This window comes from Cedecea sp., assembly GCF_036500665.1.
Lineage (GTDB): Bacteria > Pseudomonadota > Gammaproteobacteria > Enterobacterales > Enterobacteriaceae > Cedecea.
Map to the genome: position 1 here is coordinate 1 of NZ_DASYBS010000153.1, position 20822 is coordinate 20822.

Sequence of the window (20822 nt, forward strand, 5' to 3'; positions counted from 1 at the left end):
GTGGCGAGTCGGGGTGTCATATTCAACGTGGGAAGTGTTGATGGTGATACCACGAGCTTTTTCTTCTGGTGCGTTATCGATCTGGTCGAATGCACGAGCAGAACCACCGTAGGTTTTCGCCAGAACGGTAGTGATTGCAGCAGTCAGAGTGGTTTTACCGTGGTCAACGTGGCCGATAGTACCAACGTTGACGTGCGGTTTTTTACGTTCAAATTTTTCTTTAGACACGGCTATATTCCTTACTATTGTGCTCGCCCCTCGTGGAGAGAGCACGGGATCATTGTGTTAAAAGCGTTGGCTTATTTGCCACGAGCTTCGATTACGGCCTGAGCAACGTTGTTAGGTGCGTCATCATACTTCAGGAATTCCATGGAGTAAGATGCACGACCTTTGGTCAGAGAACGCAGCTGAGTTGCGTACCCGAACATTTCAGACAACGGAACTTCAGCATGAATCTGTACGCCAGTAGCGTTAGATTCCTGGCCTTTCAGCTGACCACGACGACGGCTAAGGTCACCGATAACGTCACCAGTGTTCTCTTCCGGAGTCTCAACTTCAACCTTCATGATAGGCTCAAGCAGAACTGGTTTAGCTTTCTTAAAGCCATCTTTGAAGGCAATAGAAGCGGCCAGTTTAAACGCCAGCTCGGAGGAGTCAACGTCGTGGTAAGAACCGAAGTGCAGACGCACGCCGAGATCGACTACCGGGTAGCCCGCCAGAGGACCAGATTTCAGCTGCTCCTGGATGCCTTTATCAACAGCAGGGATGTATTCGCCAGGAATCACACCACCTTTGATGTCGTTGATGAACTCGTAACCTTTAGGGTTAGAGCCCGGCTCCAGTGGGTACATGTCGATAACAACATGACCGTACTGACCACGACCACCAGACTGCTTGGCGTGTTTACCTTCGATATCGGTAACTTTCGCGCGAATCGCTTCACGGTAAGCAACCTGTGGTTTACCGACGTTCGCTTCAACGTTGAACTCACGCTTCATACGGTCAACGATGATGTCGAGGTGCAGCTCACCCATACCCGCGATGATGGTCTGGTTAGATTCTTCATCAGTCCATACGCGGAATGATGGGTCTTCTTTAGCCAGACGGCCCAGAGCCAGACCCATTTTTTCCTGGTCAGCTTTGGTTTTCGGCTCAACGGCGATGGAGATTACCGGTTCAGGGAATTCCATACGCTCCAGAATGATCACGTTGTCCGGATCACAGATGGTATCACCTGTGGTCACGTCTTTCAGGCCGATTGCCGCAGCAATGTCGCCCGCGCGAACTTCTTTGATCTCTTCACGTTTGTTAGCGTGCATCTGAACGATACGACCGAAACGCTCACGAGCCGATTTAACCGGGTTGTATACGGTATCACCGGAGTTAACCACGCCAGAGTACACGCAGAAGAACGTCAGGTTACCTACGAACGGGTCGGTAGCGATTTTGAATGCCAGAGCAGCAAATGGCTCTTCGTCGCTAGCGTGACGCTCAGATGGAGTGTCTTTACCGTCGTCCAACATACCGTTGATAGCAGGTACGTCAGTTGGTGCTGGCAGGTAATCAATTACCGCATCCAGCATCGCCTGAACACCTTTGTTCTTAAATGCAGAACCACAGGTAACCAGGATGATTTCGTTGTTCAGAACGCGCTGACGCAGAGCAGTCTTGATTTCTTCCTCGGTCAGCTCTTCGCCGCCCAGGTATTTTTCCATCAGCTCTTCAGAAGCTTCTGCAGCGGACTCGATCAGGTTCTGGTGCCATTCGTCAGCCAGGTCCTGCATGTCAGCCGGAATATCTTCGTATTCGAAGGTAACGCCCTGATCTGCATCGTTCCAGTTGATGGCTTTCATTTTCACCAGGTCGATAACGCCGGTGAAACCTTCTTCAGCACCAATCGCCAGCTGAAGCGGAACAGGGTTCGCGCCCAGGCGGGATTTGATCTGGCCTACAACTTTCAGGAAGTTTGCACCCATACGGTCCATTTTGTTAACGAACGCGATGCGTGGAACTTTGTATTTGTTAGCCTGACGCCATACGGTTTCAGACTGTGGCTGAACACCACCAACTGCGCAGTAAACCATTACTGCACCGTCAAGAACACGCATGGAACGTTCTACTTCGATGGTGAAGTCAACGTGTCCCGGGGTGTCGATGATGTTTACGCGGTGCGGTTCATACTGCTTAGCCATACCAGACCAGAATGCAGTAGTTGCAGCGGAGGTAATGGTGATACCACGCTCCTGCTCCTGCTCCATCCAGTCCATGGTTGCAGCGCCGTCATGAACTTCACCGATTTTGTGGTTTACACCGGTGTAGAACAGAATACGTTCGGTAGTCGTGGTTTTACCGGCGTCGATGTGTGCACTGATACCGATGTTACGGTAGCGTGCAATGGGTGTTGTACGAGCCATTTGATTCCTCTATATCCTGGGACGTTCAAGTTAAGTAACCCAAAGCGGGCAGCTTCATGAAGCGCCCGCTTGGGTAACACTACGAAGGATTTATTACCAACGGTAGTGAGCGAACGCCTTGTTGGCTTCAGCCATACGGTGAACGTCTTCACGTTTCTTCACTGCAGTGCCTTTGTTTTCTGCAGCATCAGACAGTTCATTCGCCAGGCGAAGAGCCATGGATTTATCACCGCGTTTACGAGCAGCTTCTACGATCCAACGCATTGCCAGGGCATTACGACGAACCGGACGAACTTCAACTGGAACCTGATAAGTAGAACCACCAACGCGGCGGGACTTAACTTCGACGGTCGGACGGACGTTGTCCAGAGCGACTTCGAAAGCTTCCAGTTCGTTTTTACCAGAACGCTGAGCCAGGGTCTCCAGCGCGGTATAAACGATAGATTCTGCAGTAGATTTTTTACCATCTACCATCAGGATATTTACAAATTTAGCCAGCAGCTCTGATCCGAACTTAGGATCCGGCAGAATTTTACGCTGACCAATCACGCGACGACGTGGCATAGGAATACTCCGTTGTTAATTCAGGATTGTCCAAAACTCAAAGAGTTTATTTTGACATTAATTTAAAACGTTTGGCCTTACTTAACGGAGAACCATTAAGCCTTAGGACGCTTCACGCCATACTTGGAGCGAGATTGCTTACGGTCTTTAACGCCGGAGCAGTCAAGCGCACCACGAACGGTGTGGTAGCGAACACCTGGCAAGTCTTTAACACGACCACCACGGATCAGGATCACGGAGTGCTCCTGCAGGTTGTGACCTTCACCGCCGATGTAGGAGGTGACTTCAAAACCGTTAGTCAAACGCACACGGCAAACTTTACGCAGTGCGGAGTTTGGTTTTTTAGGAGTGGTGGTATATACACGGGTACATACACCACGTTTTTGCGGGCAAGCTTCCAGCGCAGGCACGTTGCTTTTTGCAACTTTGCGTACGCGTGGTTTGCGAACCAGCTGGTTAACTGTTGCCATTAAATAGCTCCTGGTTTTTGCTTTTGCTTCGTAAACACGTAATAAAACGGCCTCATATAATATGAGGACGCAGAATTTTAGGGCTGAGCCGAAAAGGTGTCAAGAAATATACAGCGATCCGCCGTTACCAGGCGAACTGCTGGTCGTGTTTTATCGCTAATCTGACGAAATCAGTATAGCTGACACACACAACCTTGGATGAAATTTGAGCAATCAGGCCTCGCGCCTCAACATCTTCTCGCAGAGCGCTGATAGAAATGGGGGCTGAAAGCAGTAATTCAAGCGCCCGGCTGTTATTCAGCGCGGCAATCACGCCGTCTTCCATCAACAGCAGATCGTCTCCTGGCTGGACATAGCGCAGCATCTCGCTGATATCACACTGAAAGGGCGACTGACGTAAAGTATGCAGCATGGGCACCTCAGAAGGTGAGTACGACATCGTACTGGTTTAATTTTTCCCTCAGCGCATCTGACGCCAGCACTTCGGCATCGATAACCCAGGATGACTGTTCCGACAGCCCTCTTTCGCTCAATGAGGCCGCACAAAGAAAACACTGCTCGATGTCATACAGCGGCAAAACGCGGAAGGTAGCGATGTAATCTCTGGCCAGCACTTTCGCTGGCTGTTGGCCGGGCACCAGCTGCAGTACACCGTCCCCAATAAAAAACACGCCGATATCTTCAGACCATGCTGAGGTCGCCAATAACGCATCCAGCCCCTCCCGGCCGGCAGAACTACCGTGCGGCGCAGAACGGAACACAAAAGCCACACGCTTCATCAGAATTGCACCATTCTTTCACAGGTGAGCGCCGCTTCCGCCAGCGCCCCCAGCCCACTAAGCGTAAAGCCAGGCTGGAGATTACTCACGTTCAGTCCCAAAGACTTAGCCTGCTCTTCATCGGTCACGCCGCGGCGCAGCGCAGCGGCCACACAGATGTGCAGCGCGACGCCGTGTTGCGAGCTCAACGACCGCCACTCGCGGACCAGATCAACCTCATCGTTTGCCGGCGCGGTCAGCTGATTAGCGTTATAAATCCCCTCGCGGTAGAAAAAAACGCTCTCAAGCGTATGGCCTTCTGCCAGAAGCGCCCGGGCAAACAACAGCGCGCTACTCGCCTGCTGAGTACCATAAGCCGGCCCGGTAACCATCAACGTAAAGCGCATTACTTATCCTGGCCAAGGAAGTCGCCGTTTTTGAACTGGCGAATGTAAAGATAAACGGTGTGCTTGGAAATATTCAGACGGTCGGCCACCTGGTTAATCGCATCTTTGATATCGAAGATGCCTTTCTCATAGAGGTTAAGGACTATCTGGCGGTTTTTCGCGTTGTTCGACACGTTGCGATCGGCATTCACTTCTTCAATTGTGAATTCAAGCGTTTGCATCACCAGGTCTTCAACGGAGGAGGCAAAGTTCACCGAGGACGGCACTTCCTGGTCCTGCGTTTCTGGTGGCACAAAGGTCGACATAATCTGAGAGAACGGCACGTCGAGGTTCATGTTGATGCACAGTAAACCTATCACGCGCTGGTCACGGTTGCGGATCGCAATGGTCACCGACTTCATCAGAACGCCGCTTTTCGCGCGGGTAAAATAGCATTTTGATACGCTGCTGTCGGCGCCGGTCATATCGTGCAGCATGCGCAGCGCCAGATCGGTAATTGGCGAGCCTATTTTTCGCCCGGTATGTTCACCATTAGCGATACGAATGGCTGAACATTTCAGGTCCTGCAAGGAATGCAGAACGATTTCGCAATGGGAGCCAATCAGCATCGCTAACCCGTCCACAACCGCTTCATAGGATTTTAAGATTTCGAAGTCGGTTTGCTCAAAAGGACGCTGGTCCAGTAAATCGAGTTCACTGGTTTCGTTGGTTAAAAGCGAATTGGACATGTAAAAATACCACCCTCTCAGATTGATGACAAACGCCCGAAAACGGGGTTTTCGGCCGTTTGGGGTAAATCAGAAGACATCGTCCATTATTGTCATCGGCCCCAAATTGAAGGCAATACCGATAACAGATCTTGTCAGCCATTTACTCTAAAGAGAGCCTGTCACGCTTTGATGGTGTCAGGGCAGACTCATACTCGGTTGAAACGCTGCCCGTTAAGGTAATACAACGTAAGACGTGCTTTCCAGTCTTTATTCTCCTCATTGCGCGTGGGGGAAAATAAAGCAAGTCCCAAAAACAAAACCGCCGCCCGATGGGCGGCGGTTCAAACTGCCAGCAAATTACTTGCTTTTTGCTGCGTCAGCCGCTTTGGCATCCGCTGCTGCTGCAGGTTTAGCGTCAGCTTTTGGCGCCTGTTTAATGTCCAGCAGCTCAACTTCAAACACCAGCGTGGAGTTGGCAGGGATCCCTGGAACGCCAGTTTTACCGTAAGCCAGCTCTGGTGGAATAACCAGCTTGATTTTGCCGCCTTTCTTGATGTTTTTCAGGCCTTCAGTCCAGCCTGGGATAACGCCATCAAGACGGAAGGAAAGAGGCTCACCACGGGTGTAAGAGTTATCAAACTCTTTACCGTCGATCAGCGTACCTTTGTAGTTAACAACTACGGTATCGGTATCTTTAGGCGCATCGCCGGTACCGTCTTTCTCGACTTTATACAGCAGGCCGGTAGAAGACGTTTTTACGCCCTTCTCTTTAGCGAAAGCATCACGGAAAGCTTTGCCTTTGTCTGCATTCTCTTTTGCGTCTTTTTCCATTTTCTCCTGAGCGGAGGCTTTTACGCGAGTCTCAAACGCCTGCAGAGTTTGCTCGATGTCCTGATCGGAAAGTTTGCTCTTATCAGCAAAGGCATCCTGCACGCCCGCGATCAGCTGAGCTTTGTCCAGGGTGATACCCAGTTTCTCTTGCTCTTTCAGGGAGTTTTCCATGTAACGCCCAAGCGAAGCGCCCAGTGCATAGGCGGCTTTCTGATCGTCGTTCTTAAAGACCGCTTTGCTGTCAGCCTGAGCGGCAGCAGGCGCATCTTTCGCAGCAGCAGGTGCGGCGAAAGCTGGTGCATTAAGGGCAACGGCCATTGTGGTCGCCAGAAGCGTTACTTTAAATAATGATTTCATCCATTTCTCCAAGGGCCGGGGCCTCTCACCCCAGGTTTTTCAAATAAGCTAAGTGACGTACTATAACGTCGTGAAAGAAATCTACACAATCTCTCAGCGAGTTATCGAGTCAAATTCAGATTCTTTTTGTTTAAAGAAGTTTCCTTCAAAGTGCTTCCGCGCTGTAAAGCTGAGTCATTTTCAGTAAAATCACCGCATATTGTCCATCGCGCAGGCAGAAAGAGGAATCGCCATGCCCCCAAAATCCACCGAACAACGGCTGGAAGATCTCGAGAGTCGTCTCGCCTTTCAGGAGATAACGATTGAAGAGCTGAATCAGACCGTGACGGCGCACGAACTTGAGATGGTCAAACTTCGCGAGCATTTACGTCTGCTGGTTGAAAAACTAAAGGCGAGCCAACCATCCATGGTCGCATCTGAATCTGAAGAAACACCGCCACCGCATTACTGAATGACAGGCATAAAAAAAGGCGTGTTAAACACGCCTTTTTCTTTATACAGCAATTAGTGGCAGCCACAGCCGCCGTTGCCGCAACCGCCTTTACCGTGGTCATGGTCGTGATCGTGGCCATGACCGCCGCAGCAGCCGTCGTGATCGTGGTCATGATGATGATCGTGCTCACCGTGAACGTGGCCGTGGGCCAGTTCTTCTTCGGTCGCTTCGCGGATCGCCACAACTTCAACGTTGAATTTCAGATTCTGACCAGCCAGCATGTGGTTGCCGTCAACCACAACGTGCTCATCTTCCACTTCGGTAATTTCAACCGGTACCGGCCCCTGATCGGTTTCAGCCATAAAGCGCATGCCAACCTGCAGCTCGTCAACGCCCATGAAGACGTCTTTCGGTACGCGCTGCACCAGGTTCTCGTCGTACTGACCGTAGGCGTCGTTCGCGCCCACTTCAACGTCAAATTTATCGCCAACTTCGTGACCATCCAGCGCTGTTTCCAGGCCAGAAATCAGGGAGCCGTGGCCGTGCAGGTAGTCCAGCGGCGCGCTCACCGGAGACTCATCGACCAACACACCGTCTTCTGTACGTACCTGATAGGCCAGGCTGACCACCAGGTCTTTTGCTACTTTCATGATATCTCCTGAACGAGCGTGGGGAAAAAACTGGCGCAGATTGTAACGGAAATCTGCGCCGCTGTACCCTCTAGCTTAAAAAAAGCTGACTCATGCCGCTAGTCGGGATGAAAAATCCCTATCACTTGCTCCTGTTCGCGAACGTGCTCGCGAACCTGCTTATCAGCTTCTCGCATCTGATGGCCACACTTCACACACTCAACGATATCAACGTTGTTCTCGCGCCACAGAGCAAGCGAGTCCTTCGCCTGGCACTTGGGGCAAACCGCTCCGGCAATAAATCGTTTACGCACTGACATTGGCTTCACCTGATGTTCTGAAAAAGAGGGAAAAAGCGTGGTTTTTCCCTCTTTTTGGTTATCTGGCGAAAATCAATAAATTGATTTTCCTGGTTTATTTCTTGCTTCCGCCGATCAAATCTCTATCGTAGGTATTTCTTCAACGGGCTGGCTTACTATTCAAATTCATCCCAACCATCAAGCTGGCGGCGCTCTTGCTGCATTTCACGTTCAAAAATTTCCTCCAGCTCGCGCCGAGCCTCACGCACCCTGGAAATCTGTGCGGTGTCGGTATGAATCGGCATTAACTCCCTGAGCATGCTCATATCCAGGCGGCGGAAGTGTAACTGCGCACGGTGCGCCTGATGCGGATGCATTCCCAACGTGAGCAGAGCCTTACGGCCAAGCTCAAGCGCGCTGGAGAAGGTTTCACGCGAGAACAGTTTAACGCCTGCCTGCAGCAGTTCATGGGCTTCAACGCGCCCGCGAGCGCGTGCCAGAATGGCAAGATGTGGAAAGTGTTGTTGACAGAGATGCACAATCCGCAGGGTATCTTCCGGCTCATTGCAGGTGATAACAATAGATTTCGCCGCTTCTGCACCGGCTGAACGCAACAGTTCTACCTCCGTAGCGTCACCGTAATACACCTTATAACCGTACTTTCTCATCAGGCTCACGGCACTGATATCTCGCTCAAGTACGGTAATACGCATTTTATTTGCCATTAACAAACGGCCAATAACCTGGCCAAAACGCCCAAACCCGACAATGATGACCTGCGGATGATCATCCTCTACATAAGGCGCTTCATCCGTCTCTTCCCCGGAGTTAAAACGCCTTGCCAGTATCGCATCTACGCCTTTCATCAATAGCGGCGTGGTCATCATCGAGAGCGTGACCGTCACCAGCAGCAACGGCATTTGCTCACCCTGGAAAAGCTTCTGTGAAGCCGCGGCGGAAAACAGCACAAAAGCAAACTCGCCCCCCTGGCTTAACACCCCGGCGAACTGCAATCTTTCAGAGCTACGCAGGCCATAGACACGCGACAGGCCATACAAAATTGTGGCCTTCACCGCGACCAGTGCAACGACGCTTACCGCAATCCATAACAGATGCGTAAACAACACGCCCAGGTTTAGCGCCATGCCGACCGAAATAAAGAACAGTCCCAGCAGCAGCCCTTTGAACGGATCGATCGCTATTTCAAGCTCATGGCGATATTCACTTTCCGCCAGCAGCACGCCGGCCAGAAACGTCCCCAGCGCCATAGAGAAACCGAGCGCGTCCATAAATAACGCCGAACCAAGCACCAGCAGCAGCGCCGCAGCGGTAAACACTTCACGCACGCCGGAGCCGGCAATAAAGCGGAACACTGGACGCAGAAGGTAGCGGCCCCCCAGCAGCATGCCGATAAACGCCAGCGCCTTCAGGCCAACCTTAATCCAGTCGGTATGATCGTCCCCGTTACCCGCCAACAGCGGCACCAACGCCAACGCAGGGATCACCGCCAGGTCCTGGAACAGTAGCACTGAAAAACCTAACTGCCCGGACTCGCTGCGGTTCATGCTTTTGTCGCGCATCAGCTGCAGCGCCATTGCCGTCGACGACATCGCAAGGCCGATGCCGCCTACCACAGCCGCCTGCCAGGAGAAATCCGTCAGCATCAGCAGGCCAGCCAGCACCATGGCACTCAAAATCACCTGTGCGGCACCCACACCAAAAATTGAGCGCCTCAGTTGCCAGAGCTTCGACGGATTCAGCTCAAGGCCAATGATAAACATCAGGAACACAACGCCAAGCTCGGAGAAGTGCAGAATTTCATCGACGTCGCTGATAAAACCTAAGCCCCAGGGCCCAATGGCTATCCCGGCCAGCAGATACCCCAACACCGCGCCAATCCCCAGGCGTGCGGCGATAGGGACCGCGACGACGGCCGCAAAGAGGAACAGCACCCCCGCTAACAGTAAATCAGACCCTTCCATCAGCGGCCTCCCGTTGGCAATGGATTCGCCAGCCACTCACCATAGGCCTTCGCGTGGCTTTCCAGCTCTTGCTTAGACTGCCGGCGAGCCCAATAAACAATAATCGGCATCATCCAGTGCATCTTGCACATCGCCGCCGTAAGCTCAAAGGGACGTAAAATTTCACTCAGCGGGAAGCGGTTATAGCCGTCATAGCGATAGGCACCTTCCGGCTCGCCGGTGGTTATCACGCTGCGCCAGTACTTTCCCGCCAGCGCATTGCCTCCAACGCCGCTGGCAAAATCACGGCTCAAAACGCGATCCATCCACTCTTTCAGCAACGCTGGGCAACTGTAGGTATAGAGAGGGTGCTGAAAAACAATGACATCGTGCTCCAGCAGCAATGACTGTTCATGATAAATATCGATAAAAAAATCGGGATAGTGTGCATAGAGATCGTGCACGGTTACATTTTCAAGCTGCAGAGCCGGCTGAAGCAAAACCCGGTTAGCCACCGAGTCCTGGGATTCCGGATGGGCATACAGCAGCAAAACTTTCGGCGGCTGCGACATCATTACCCTCCAGGGCGTCGTCATAGTCATTATTTTGGGCTACCATGCAGCCCGACCTGTTGCCCAGGCGACATGTTAACGAATTACAATGACAATTTAACATACTCTGAACATACGGCGCTTTATGATTGTTTTCTCCTCGTTACAAATTCGTCGCGGCACTCGCGTTCTGCTGGATAACGCCACCGCCACCATCAACCCAGGGCAAAAAGTCGGCCTGGTGGGTAAAAACGGCTGTGGAAAATCCACGCTGCTGGCGTTACTGAAAAACGAGATAAGCGCCGACGGCGGTAGCGCAAGCTTCCCCGGCAACTGGCAGCTTGCCTGGGTTAATCAGGAAACGCCCGCGCTGGCCATGCCTGCGATAGAGTATGTCATCGACGGCGATCGTGAATTCCGTAAGCTGGAAGCCGAACTCAACGCGGCAAACGCACGTAACGACGGCCACGCTATCGCCCTGGTTCACGGCAAATTGGATGCGGTAGATGCCTGGACCATTCGCTCCCGCGCTTCCAGCCTGCTCCACGGCCTGGGCTTCAGCAATGAACAGCTGGAACGCCCGGTAAGCGATTTCTCGGGCGGCTGGCGCATGCGTCTTAACCTCGCACAGGCGCTGATTTGCCGTTCGGATCTGCTGTTGCTTGATGAACCGACCAACCACCTCGATTTGGATGCTGTCATTTGGCTGGAGCGCTGGCTGAAAAGCTACCAGGGCACGCTGATCCTTATCTCTCACGACCGCGATTTCCTCGATCCGGTGGTCGATAAAATTATCCATATCGAACAGCAGAATATGTTCGAGTACACCGGCAACTACTCTTCGTTCGAGATCCAGCGCGCCACTCGCCTGTCCCAGCAGCAGTCGATGTACGAAAGCCAGCAGCAAAAAGTGGCCCACCTGCAAAGCTTTATCGACCGCTTCAAGGCAAAAGCCTCTAAAGCCAAGCAGGCGCAAAGCCGCGTGAAGATGCTGGAACGCATGGAGCTGATTGCCCCGGCGCACGTCGATAACCCATTCCACTTCAGCTTCCGGGCGCCAGAAAACCTGCCCAACCCGCTGCTGCGGATGGAAAAAGTCAGCGCCGGCTACGGCGAGCGCGTGATCCTGAACTCCATCAAGCTGAATCTGGTTCCCGGCTCACGTATTGGCCTTTTGGGGCGCAACGGCGCGGGTAAATCCACCTTAATCAAACTGCTGGCCGGTGAACTAGAGCCTCTGCAGGGCGACATTGGCCTCGCCAAAGGCATCAAGCTCGGCTACTTCGCCCAGCATCAGCTGGAATACCTGCGTGCCGACGAATCGCCGCTCCAGCACCTGGCAAGGATTGCTCCCCGCGAGCTGGAACAGCAGCTGCGCGACTACCTGGGCGGCTTTGGTTTCCAGGGCGATAAAGTCACGGAGCAAACGGCACGGTTTTCCGGCGGTGAAAAAGCGAGGCTGGTACTGGCGCTGGTTGTCTGGCAGCGCCCTAACCTGCTGCTGCTCGATGAACCGACAAACCACCTTGACCTCGACATGCGCCAGGCGCTGACTGAAGCGTTAATTGACTTCGAAGGGGCGCTGGTTGTGGTCTCGCACGACCGCCACCTGCTGCGCTCCACCACGGACGCTCTCTATCTGGTGCACGACGGCAAAGTGGAAGCTTTCGACGGTGACCTTGAAGATTACCAGCAGTGGCTGAGCGACCTGCAAAAGCAGGAAAACCAGCCTGCAGATGCCGCGAAGGATAACGCCAACAGCGCGCAGGCCCGTAAGGACCAGAAGCGCCGTGAGGCCGAGCTTCGCACGCAAACCCAGCCGCTACGTAAGCAAATCACCCAGCTTGAAAAGCAGATGGAAAAGCTGAACGCTCAGCTTGCAGGGGTAGAAGAGAAACTGGCAGACAGCGCTATCTACGAGCAAAGCCGTAAAGCCGAGATGAACGAGTGTCTGCAAACGCAGGTAAAAGTGAAGTCGGCGCTGGAAGAGTGTGAGATGGAATGGCTGGACGCTCAGGAACAGCTTGAGCAGATGCTGCAGAGCGACTAAACGCTAAGTTTTCCCTCTCCTCGCGAGGAGAGGGTTTGCCCTCAACGCCAGATAAGCAGCACGCAGGCCGCGGTTAACACGCCCATGCTAACGTTGAAAATGGCCCAGGAGCGGCGGCTGCGCAGGAACAGGCCAATCAGGCTGCCAAAGGCTATCCAGATTACGCCGGCCACGATGTTCACCAGCGCAATGCCTACGCTAATCATCGCCACGGAATTCAGATAATCCTTCTCTAAGCTAAAACTGGCAACGGCACCCAGCGCCATCAGCCAGGCTTTAGGGTTTATCACCTGCAGCAGGCCACCCTGCCAGAACGGCACCGGTGAAGGCGGGGCGGCATCCGTTTCCAGCCGCTCGTATTTCGCGGTACCAATTTTCCAGGCCAGCCACAAAAGATAAACGCTACCGGCAATCTTCAGGATAAGGTGCAGATCCGGGTAAAGCAGGATTAGGCTCCCGACGCCGAAGGCCACCAGCACCAGAATGCACTGCATCCCGAGCATGATGCCAATCATCAACGGCAGGCTGCGGAAGAAACCGTAATTCGCCCCGGACGCGGTAAGTAGCGTATTATTAGGGCCAGGTGTAATCGCGGCGACCCAGAGAAAGCCCAGCATCGACAGAAAAAGCGTTGAGTCTAAGTCCATGAATTGGGTGCTCCACACCCGAAGAATAATTAGCGAACTAAACGAAACTAACAGTGTGATATGGCCAGTACAAGTCCTTTAGAATTGAATATTCATCATGATGAAGGTGACGATTTCCGCCCGATGCGCGGACTCAGTAATCCGCATCTGCAAACCATGATCCCACGTTTGATTCGCCGCCGAATCAATTTCAAACCCCACTGGCAGCGCCTGGATATGCCGGACGGGGATTTTGTCGATCTTGCGTGGAGCGAAGATCCGCAAACCGCGATGCATAAACCGCGTCTGGTGGTGTTTCACGGCCTGGAAGGCAGCCTCCACAGCCCTTACGCCCACGGCATGATAGAAGCGGCCAAAAAACGCGGCTGGCTAGGCGTGGTAATGCATTTTCGCGGCTGTAGCGGTGTGCCAAACCGTAAAGAGCGCATTTACCACTCCGGCGAAACCGAAGACGGCACCTTCTTCCTCGAATGGTTGAATCAGCGCTACGGCGAGGTCCCAACCGCCGCGGTTGGTTTCTCGCTGGGCGGAAATATGCTCGCCTGCCTGATGGCAAAACAGGGCGCGGCCTGCACGCTGAAAGCGGGAGTTATCGTCTCCGCACCGTTGATGCTCGAGCAATGTTGCTATCACATGGAACAAGGCTTTTCGCGCGTTTATCAGCACTACCTGCTGAACCTGCTGAAAAAAAATGCCGCCCGCAAGCTGAAGAGCTACCCGGGTTCACTGCCTATCGACCTGCGTAAACTTAAAAGCCTGCGCCGTATTCGCGAGTTCGACGACCTGATCACCTCAAAAATTCACGGCTTTGCCGACGCACTGGACTACTATCGCCAGTGCAGCGCCATGCCGCTCTTGCCGGACATTGCCTCGCCAACGCTGATTATTCACGCCAAAGACGATCCGTTTATGGACCACCACGTGATCCCGGACCGCGAAACGCTGCCGCCGAATATCCACTATCAGCTCACCACCTATGGCGGTCACGTTGGCTTCGTTGGCGGCACGCCGCTGCGCCCACAGATGTGGCTTGAGCAGCGCATTCCTGACTGGCTAACCCGCTTCCTGGACCACTGAAATGATCATTCCCTGGCAAGATCTCGCCCCTGAAACCCTCGACAGTTTGATTGAATCTTTTGTATTACGCGAAGGCACCGATTATGGTGAGCAGGAGCGCTCGCTGACGCAAAAAGTCGCCGACGTGAAGCGCCAGTTGCAAAGCGGCGAAGCCGTGCTGGTTTGGTCTGAACTCCATGAAACGGTAAATATTATGCCGCGCGGGCAGTTTCGTGGCTGACCGCTAACCGGCGGGGTGATCTATACTGGCTGAAAAGTATAACAACCAGAAACCAGACCTTTTTCCGATCCCTCATGGAGTTGTCACCTTATGTCAGCCAAACACCCGGTTATTGCGGTAACAGGTTCCAGCGGCGCCGGAACCACCACCACCAGCCTTGCCTTCCGCAAGATTTTCCAGCAGCTCAATCTGCGTGCCGCCGAGGTTGAAGGCGACAGCTTCCACCGCTATACCCGCCCGGAAATGGATATGGCCATCCGCAAGGCGCGTGATGCGGGCCGCCACATCAGCTATTTTGGGCCAGAAGCCAACGACTTCGGTTTACTGGAACAAACCTTTATCGAATACGGCCAGAGCGGCAAAGGTCAATCACGTAAATATCTGCATACCTACGATGAAGCCGTGCCGTGGAACCAGGTGCCGGGTACCTTTACGCCGTGGCAGCCGCTGCCGGAACCAACCGACGTGCTGTTTTATGAAGGCCTGCACGGCGGCGTTGTCACCCCGCAACATAACGTAGCAGACTGCGTGGATTTGCTGGTTGGCGTGGTGCCTATTGTTAACCTGGAATGGATTCAGAAGCTGGTTCGCGACACCGGCGAGCGCGGCCATTCGCGGGAAGCGGTGATGGACTCCGTCGTGCGTTCGATGGACGATTACATCAACTTCATTACGCCGCAGTTCTCACGCACCCATATTAACTTCCAGCGCGTCCCGACGGTGGATACCTCTAACCCGTTTGCCGCACGTGCCATTCCGTCGCTGGACGAAAGCTTCGTGGTTATCCATTTCCGCGGGCTGGACGATATCGACTTCCCTTATCTGCTGGCGATGCTGCAAGGATCGTTTATCTCCCACATCAACACTCTGGTGGTGCCTGGCGGGAAAATGGGGCTGGCGATGGAGCTGATTATGGGGCCGCTGGTGCAGCGACTGGCGGAAGGCAGGAAGATTGCCTGATTCGGCAGAGGCGGCGTGAATGCCGCCTTTTTGATCTTTATGCTTCGATCACTTCATAGCTGTGGGTAATGTTTGCCGCTTTCCCAAGCATCAGCGCTACCGAACAATACTTTTCAGCAGAAAGATCGACCGCGCGCGATACGGCGCTATCCTTCAGCTCTTTTCCGGTAACCACAAAGTGCAGATTAATATGGGTGAACAGGCGCGGCGCTTCTTCACGGCGCTCAGAGGTCAGCTTGACTTCACAATCCATCACGTCGTGGCGACCTTTTTGCAAAATCGACACCACGTCAATGGCGCTACAGCCGCCCGCCGCCATCAGCAGCATTTCCATTGGGCTTGGCGCTTTATCACCAGAATTACCGTCCATCAAGATCTGGTGGCCAGAAGCGGACTCCCCGAGGAAGGTCATGCCTTCCACCCATTTAACACGTGCCTGCATTTTGCCTACTCCTGTTGAGAAAATATTCTTTCAGATTACGCGTCTACGTCAAAACTGGCAACGTAAGGCGATCCAAGTCATGCTGAAACGAGACAAGACAAGACACTTACCAAAAGCTATGCTAAAACAATTCGGATGCTGCTGCGATACAGAGACGTTTATGCCGCAAGCAGAGGAAACGACTAATTACAGGCCGCAGGATTGACCTGCCCGCCAGTTCCCAGGGTATGGGAAAATTTCACGATTGCAACGCCAGACAAGAGGTTCCGAGTCTTGTCTTTGGTAGCCAGTTTATAACAGAGGATAACCGCGCATGGTGCTTGGCAAACCGCAAACAGACCCGACTCTCGAATGGTTCTTGTCTCATTGCCACATTCATAAGTATCCGTCGAAGAGCACGCTGATTCACCAGGGTGAAAAGGCGGAGACGCTGTATTACATCGTCAAAGGCTCCGTAGCTGTTCTGATTAAAGATGAAGAAGGCAAGGAGATGATCCTTTCTTATCTGAATCAGGGTGATTTCATTGGTGAATTAGGCTTGTTCGAAGAAGGTCAGGAGCGTAGCGCCTGGGTTCGTGCCAAGACAGCCTGTGAAGTAGCTGAAATTTCCTATAAAAAATTCCGTCAGCTGATTCAGGTCAACCCGGACATCCTGATGCGTCTGTCTTCCCAGATGGCACGCCGCCTGCAGGTTACCTCCGAGAAAGTCGGCAACCTCGCCTTCCTGGACGTGACCGGCCGCATCGCACAGACGCTGCTGAACCTGGCTAAACAGCCGGACGCCATGACCCACCCGGACGGGATGCAGATTAAAATCACCCGCCAGGAAATCGGTCAGATCGTGGGCTGCTCCCGCGAAACCGTTGGCCGTATTCTGAAAATGCTGGAAGACCAGAATCTCATTTCCGCACACGGTAAAACGATTGTCGTTTACGGCACGCGTTAATTAGCCCCATAAAGGCGTGTCGCTTCGGTAACACGCCTTTTTTGTCTCTACAATTCAGGCTATGTGGAAGAGATTAATTTATCACCCGGAAGTTAACTACGCGCTGCGGCAAACGCTGGTGCTGTGTCTACCCGTGGCTATCGGCCTGGTCCTCGACAGCCTGCAAAATGGCCTGCTTTTCTCGTTAGTGCCTGCCTGCTGCAACATTGCCGGGCTGGACACGCCGCATAAACGCTTCTTCAAACGTTTGATCATTGGCGGCGGCCTGTTCGCCGTCAGCAGCCTAATCATGCAGCTTCTGCTGCTTTATACCCACGTCCCGCTGCCTGCGATATTAATCGTTATGGCCCTGCTGCTCGGCGTCACGGCGGAAATAAGCTCACTGCATGCTCGCCTGCTGCCCGCGTCGCTGATTGCCGCAATCTTCACGCTCAGCATGGCTGGTAACATGCCTATCTGGAAACCGATGGTGCTCTATATCTCCGGCACCATCTGGTACGGCGCGTTCAACTGGTTCTGGTTCAGACTATGGCGTGAACAGCCGCTCAGAGAGTCGCTAAGCCTGCTGTACCGTCAGCTTGCGGACTACTGTGAGGCAAAATACAGCCTGCTGACCCAGCACACCGATCCGGAAAAAGCGCTGCCTCCCTTACTTGCCCGCCAGCAAAAAGCCGTCGACCTGATAACCATCTGCTACCAGCAGCTGCATATGCTGTCGGCTAACCAGCAAAACGGCTACAAGCGCCTGCTGCGCGCTTTCCAGGTCGCACTGGATTTGCAGGAACACATTTCGGTGAGCCTGCATCAGCCAGAAGAGGTTCAGAAGCTGGTCGAGCAAAGTCATGCGGAAGCCGTGATCCGCTGGAATGCCCAAACCATCGCCGCGCGCCTGCGGGTGCTGGCAGACGATATTCTCTATCACCGCTACCCGACGCGCTTTACCATGGACAAACAGATCGACGCCCTGGAAAAGATCGCCCGTCAGAACCCGGATAATCCGGTTGGTCAATTTTGTCACTACCATTTCAGCCGCATAGCCCGGGTGCTGAAAACCCAGCGTCCGCTGTACGTGAGGGATTTAATGGAAGACAGGGAACGCCGACTGCCTTTCTTCCCGGCGCTGAAAAACTACCTTTCTTTCAAATCATCGGCGCTGCGCAGCTCCGCACGCCTGGGCGTAATGCTGACGATTGCCAGCCTGCTTGGGTCTTTCTTACATCTGCCTAAACCGTACTGGATCCTGATGACGGTGATGTTCGTGACTCAAAACGGCTATGGCGCAACGCGGGTACGTATTGTGCACAGGGCGGCAGGCACCATGGCTGGGCTGTGTATCGCCGGTATTACCCTGCACTTCCACGTTCCGGACAGCTACACCCTACTGGCGATGCTGATGATTACCCTGGTGAGCTATCTGTTCATTCGCAAAAGCTACGGCTGGGCCACCATCGGCTTTACCGTTACGGCGGTATATACCCTGCAGCTCATTACCCTAAGCGCCGAAAGCTACATCATTCCGCGGCTTATCGACACGCTGCTCGGCTGCCTGATAGCCTTTGGCGGCATGATCTGGCTTTGGCCACAGTGGCAAACTGGCCTACTGCGTCAGAACGCCCACGACGCGCTCGAGGCCGATCAGGACGCCATTCGCCTGATACTGAGCAACGATCCGGAACCCACGCCGCTGGCCTGGCAACGCATGCGGGTCAACCAGGCACATAATGCGCTGTTTAACTCGCTCAACCAAGCGATGCAAGAGCCTGGGTTTAACTCTCATTATCTGGCAGACATGAAGCTCTGGGTGACCCACAGCCAGTTCATCGTCGAGCACATCAACGCCATGACCACTCTGGCACGTGAGCACAACATGCTCACGCCGGACCTGGCACAAAAGTATCTGCAGTCTTGTGAAATTGGCTTACAGCGCTGCCAGCAAAGGCTGGAGTACGACGGGCCTGGCGGGTCGAACGACGCCAATATTCTGGATTCAGACACGCTGCCCACGGGGCCGTTAAGCACCATGGAGCAGCATTTACAGCGGATTATTGGCCACCTGAACACCATGCATACCATCTCCTCGGTAGCCTGGCGCCAGCGGCCTCATCATGGGATCTGGCTGAGCCGCCGCCTGCGGCGCTCGGGTTAGTTTTAACCCGCCACCACGTGGGCAACCGCTTTGGCGAAGCGCTGCATTCCTTCCACGATATCCGCGTCATCAACGATAAGCGAAGGCGCGAAACGCATAACGTCCGGCCCGGCGTTCAACACCATCACGCCTTCTGCCGCGCCCGCATAGAGAAACTCGCGCGCGCGCCCTTTGTATTTCTCGTTAAGTTCTGCGCCAATCAACAGCCCCATGCCGCGAATGTCGCTAAACAGATCAAACTGCGCGTTGATCTTCTGCAGTTGTTCAACGAAAAGCTGACGTTTGGCCGCCACGCCTTTGAGAACTTCTGGCGTATTGATGATATCGAAAGCCGCCCCGGCCACTGCGCACGCCAGCGGATTACCGCCGTAGGTTGAACCGTGGCTGCCCACGTGAAATGCGGAAGCAATCTCATGGGTGGTCAGCATCGCGCTCACCGGGAAACCACCGCCGAGGGCTTTGGCGCTGGTCAGAATATCCGGGGTGACGCCGTAGTTAATGTAAGCAAACAGCTCACCCGTGCGCCCCATTCCAGACTGCACTTCATCAAACACCAGCAGCGCCTGGTGCTCATCACACAAATCACGCAGCCCCTGGAGGAACTCCGGCGTAGCCGCCGTGACGCCGCCTTCCCCCTGAATGGGCTCCACCACTACCGCACAGGTATGATCATCCATTACGGCTTTTACCGCCGCAAGGTCGTTGTAGGGAACGTGGATAATGTCGGCCGGTTTCGGACCAAAGCCGTCGGAGTATTTAGCCTGCCCGCCAACGGAGACGGTAAACAGCGAGCGGCCGTGAAACGCATTGTAGAAGGCAATGATTTTACTTTTGTACGGGCTGTGGCGAGTCGAAGCATAGTAGCGGGCCAGCTTAAAGGCCGTTTCATTCGCCTCTGTGCCGGAGTTCATAAAGACGACGCGCTCGGCAAAGGTGGCGTCAATCAGCTTACGGGCAAGCTTCAGGGCAGGCTCATTGGTAAAAACGTTGCTGGTGTGCCATAGGGTTTCACCCTGGGTCTTCAGCGCCTCCACAAGCGTTGGGTGGCAATGCCCCAGCGCGGTCACGGCGATCCCTCCCGCAAAGTCCACGTACTCTTTCCCGTCGGAGTCCCACACGCGGCTGCCCTTCCCTTTAACAGGAATAAACTCTGCTGGTGCATAAATCGGCAAAATCACTTCATCGAAGGTCGCCCGCGTCACCGCTGATTGTTCAGTTGCCATCTATCCCTCACCCGTTTCATGCGTTAAATGTGAATGAAAATATAATCACGAAATATGCATAAAAAACCAAAATCAGGCAAGCGACAATTTAGCCAGCAAGGAAATTCGCCAGTAAAGCATGCCCCTGTTCACTGAGAATACTTTCCGGGTGAAACTGTACGCCTTCGATGTTCAGAGTGCGATGGCGGATGCCCATAATTTCCTGCTTATCCGTCCAGGCCGTGACGTCAAAGCTGTCGGGCAAGGTTTCAGGATCGATGAGCAGCGAGTGGTAGCGAGTCACGGTAAGCGGATTATTCAACCCACGAAATACGCCGCTGCCGTTATGACTGATAGCGGAAGTTTTTCCGTGCATCACTTGTTCAGCACGTACGATAGTTGCGCCAAAAGCCTGCGCAATAGCCTGATGCCCGAGGCAAACGCCCAGAATAGGTAACTTACCGGCGAAGTGATTAATGGCAGCAAGTGAGATACCGGCCTCATTTGGGGTGCAAGGGCCAGGGGAGATCACCAGTTTTTTCGGCGCCAGACGCTCAATATCGCCCAGCCCAATTTCGTCGTTACGCTTAACCAGCACCTCCTCGCCCAGCTCGCAAAAATACTGGTAGAGGTTCCAGGTAAAGGAATCATAGTTGTCGATAAGCAGTAACATGGCGGCTCCAGGGCAAAAAAGAACGCGCTATTCTAGTCGCTTTCTCTGGCCTGACTCATCACTTATTGAAATTCT

The 20822-nt window shown here is 53.6% G+C and carries 24 protein-coding genes; 7 read left to right on the forward strand and 17 right to left on the reverse strand.

Annotated elements, in window-relative coordinates; genetic code table 11:
- The 9 genes from VGM55_RS24260 to fkpA all read right to left on the reverse strand — a co-directional run.
- Window positions 1–228: GTP-binding protein (locus VGM55_RS24260; protein ID WP_331636933.1), on the reverse strand; the 228-nt coding region annotated here is incomplete at its 3' end.
- Between the two features lie 71 nt (window positions 229–299).
- Window positions 300–2414: an elongation factor G gene (gene fusA, locus VGM55_RS24265; protein WP_331637001.1), complete on the reverse strand. Its 2115-nt coding sequence runs from the start codon at window positions 2412–2414 to the stop codon at window positions 300–302.
- 93 nt (window positions 2415–2507) lie between these two features.
- Entirely contained in the window at window positions 2508–2978 is a 471-nt protein-coding gene (gene rpsG, locus VGM55_RS24270) for a 30S ribosomal protein S7 (protein WP_008457106.1), read from the reverse strand.
- A 95-nt stretch (window positions 2979–3073) separates the two neighbouring features.
- On the reverse strand, window positions 3074–3448 hold the full coding sequence (rpsL, locus tag VGM55_RS24275) for a 30S ribosomal protein S12 (protein ID WP_008457105.1): 375 nt from the start codon (window positions 3446–3448) through the stop codon (window positions 3074–3076).
- A gap of 124 nt (window positions 3449–3572) precedes the next feature.
- Window positions 3573–3860, reverse strand: coding sequence for a sulfurtransferase complex subunit TusB (tusB, locus tag VGM55_RS24280; protein ID WP_331637002.1), 288 nt, complete (start codon window positions 3858–3860; stop codon window positions 3573–3575).
- A 7-nt stretch (window positions 3861–3867) separates the two neighbouring features.
- A complete protein-coding gene (gene tusC, locus VGM55_RS24285; RefSeq protein WP_154189068.1) occupies window positions 3868–4227 on the reverse strand; it encodes a sulfurtransferase complex subunit TusC in 360 nt (119 codons plus the stop codon).
- Window positions 4227–4613, reverse strand: a complete 387-nt coding sequence (gene tusD, locus VGM55_RS24290) for a sulfurtransferase complex subunit TusD (protein ID WP_331637003.1) — start codon at window positions 4611–4613, stop codon at window positions 4227–4229. Before tusD ends, tusC begins: the two co-directional genes overlap by 1 nt.
- Window positions 4613–5341, reverse strand: coding sequence for a helix-turn-helix transcriptional regulator (locus VGM55_RS24295; RefSeq protein ID WP_038478188.1), 729 nt, complete (start codon window positions 5339–5341; stop codon window positions 4613–4615). The genes tusD and VGM55_RS24295 overlap by 1 nt, the downstream gene beginning before the upstream one ends.
- Before the next feature lie 339 nt (window positions 5342–5680).
- Window positions 5681–6511, reverse strand: coding sequence for an FKBP-type peptidyl-prolyl cis-trans isomerase (fkpA, locus tag VGM55_RS24300; RefSeq protein ID WP_154189070.1), 831 nt, complete (start codon window positions 6509–6511; stop codon window positions 5681–5683).
- 232 nt (window positions 6512–6743) lie between these two features.
- Between fkpA and VGM55_RS24305 the strand changes: the two genes are divergently transcribed.
- The gene (locus VGM55_RS24305; protein WP_154189071.1) at window positions 6744–6962 is read left to right on the forward strand and encodes a protein SlyX; all 219 of its coding nucleotides are present in this window, start codon (window positions 6744–6746) and stop codon (window positions 6960–6962) included.
- A gap of 53 nt (window positions 6963–7015) precedes the next feature.
- Here VGM55_RS24305 and slyD read toward each other — a convergent pair whose 3' ends face one another.
- The 4 genes from slyD to kefG all read right to left on the reverse strand — a co-directional run bounded on the left by slyD (window position 7016) and on the right by kefG (window position 10405).
- Entirely contained in the window at window positions 7016–7594 is a 579-nt protein-coding gene (slyD, locus tag VGM55_RS24310; RefSeq protein ID WP_154189072.1) for a peptidylprolyl isomerase, read from the reverse strand.
- A 98-nt stretch (window positions 7595–7692) separates the two neighbouring features.
- Window positions 7693–7893 (reverse strand): YheV family putative zinc ribbon protein, encoded by a 201-nt coding sequence (locus tag VGM55_RS24315; protein WP_016538480.1) that lies wholly within the window; start codon window positions 7891–7893, stop codon window positions 7693–7695.
- 155 nt (window positions 7894–8048) lie between these two features.
- Window positions 8049–9854 (reverse strand): glutathione-regulated potassium-efflux system protein KefB, encoded by a 1806-nt coding sequence (gene kefB, locus VGM55_RS24320; protein ID WP_154189073.1) that lies wholly within the window; start codon window positions 9852–9854, stop codon window positions 8049–8051.
- On the reverse strand, window positions 9854–10405 hold the full coding sequence (kefG, locus tag VGM55_RS24325; RefSeq protein WP_331637037.1) for a glutathione-regulated potassium-efflux system ancillary protein KefG: 552 nt from the start codon (window positions 10403–10405) through the stop codon (window positions 9854–9856). The genes kefB and kefG overlap by 1 nt, the downstream gene beginning before the upstream one ends.
- A gap of 124 nt (window positions 10406–10529) precedes the next feature.
- On the opposite strand from kefG, the gene VGM55_RS24330 reads away from it, so the two are divergent.
- Complete coding sequence (locus tag VGM55_RS24330; protein ID WP_331637004.1) at window positions 10530–12434, forward strand: ABC transporter ATP-binding protein; 1905 nt, start codon at window positions 10530–10532, stop codon at window positions 12432–12434.
- 41 nt (window positions 12435–12475) lie between these two features.
- On the opposite strand, the gene VGM55_RS24335 is transcribed toward VGM55_RS24330, so the two are convergent.
- A complete protein-coding gene (locus tag VGM55_RS24335; RefSeq protein ID WP_331637005.1) occupies window positions 12476–13081 on the reverse strand; it encodes a LysE family translocator in 606 nt (201 codons plus the stop codon).
- Window positions 13082–13141: 60 nt separating this feature from the next.
- Between VGM55_RS24335 and VGM55_RS24340 the strand changes: the two genes are divergently transcribed.
- The 3 genes from VGM55_RS24340 (at window position 13142) to VGM55_RS24350 (ending at window position 15338) form a co-directional block, all read left to right on the forward strand.
- Window positions 13142–14158, forward strand: coding sequence for a hydrolase (locus VGM55_RS24340; protein WP_331637006.1), 1017 nt, complete (start codon window positions 13142–13144; stop codon window positions 14156–14158).
- A gap of 1 nt (window position 14159) precedes the next feature.
- Complete coding sequence (locus VGM55_RS24345) at window positions 14160–14378, forward strand: YheU family protein (protein WP_038478164.1); 219 nt, start codon at window positions 14160–14162, stop codon at window positions 14376–14378.
- A gap of 90 nt (window positions 14379–14468) precedes the next feature.
- Window positions 14469–15338, forward strand: coding sequence for a phosphoribulokinase (locus tag VGM55_RS24350; protein ID WP_038478162.1), 870 nt, complete (start codon window positions 14469–14471; stop codon window positions 15336–15338).
- Window positions 15339–15375: 37 nt separating this feature from the next.
- Here the strand turns inward: VGM55_RS24350 and VGM55_RS24355 are convergent, their stop codons facing one another.
- A complete protein-coding gene (locus VGM55_RS24355; RefSeq protein ID WP_154189078.1) occupies window positions 15376–15780 on the reverse strand; it encodes an OsmC family protein in 405 nt (134 codons plus the stop codon).
- A 313-nt stretch (window positions 15781–16093) separates the two neighbouring features.
- On the opposite strand from VGM55_RS24355, the gene crp reads away from it, so the two are divergent.
- Both crp and VGM55_RS24365 read left to right on the forward strand, forming a co-directional pair.
- A complete protein-coding gene (crp, locus tag VGM55_RS24360) occupies window positions 16094–16726 on the forward strand; it encodes a cAMP-activated global transcriptional regulator CRP (RefSeq protein WP_000242758.1) in 633 nt (210 codons plus the stop codon).
- A 61-nt stretch (window positions 16727–16787) separates the two neighbouring features.
- A complete protein-coding gene (locus VGM55_RS24365; RefSeq protein ID WP_154189079.1) occupies window positions 16788–18872 on the forward strand; it encodes a YccS/YhfK family putative transporter in 2085 nt (694 codons plus the stop codon).
- Window positions 18873–18874: 2 nt separating this feature from the next.
- Here VGM55_RS24365 and argD read toward each other — a convergent pair whose 3' ends face one another.
- Both argD and pabA read right to left on the reverse strand, forming a co-directional pair.
- Window positions 18875–20095: a bifunctional acetylornithine/succinyldiaminopimelate transaminase gene (argD, locus tag VGM55_RS24370; protein WP_331637007.1), complete on the reverse strand. Its 1221-nt coding sequence runs from the start codon at window positions 20093–20095 to the stop codon at window positions 18875–18877.
- Between the two features lie 88 nt (window positions 20096–20183).
- Window positions 20184–20747 carry an aminodeoxychorismate synthase component 2 gene (gene pabA / locus VGM55_RS24375; RefSeq protein WP_154189081.1) on the reverse strand — a complete coding sequence of 188 codons (564 nt, stop codon included), beginning with the start codon at window positions 20745–20747 and terminating at the stop codon, window positions 20184–20186.
- Window positions 20748–20822: the final 75 nt, after the last annotated feature.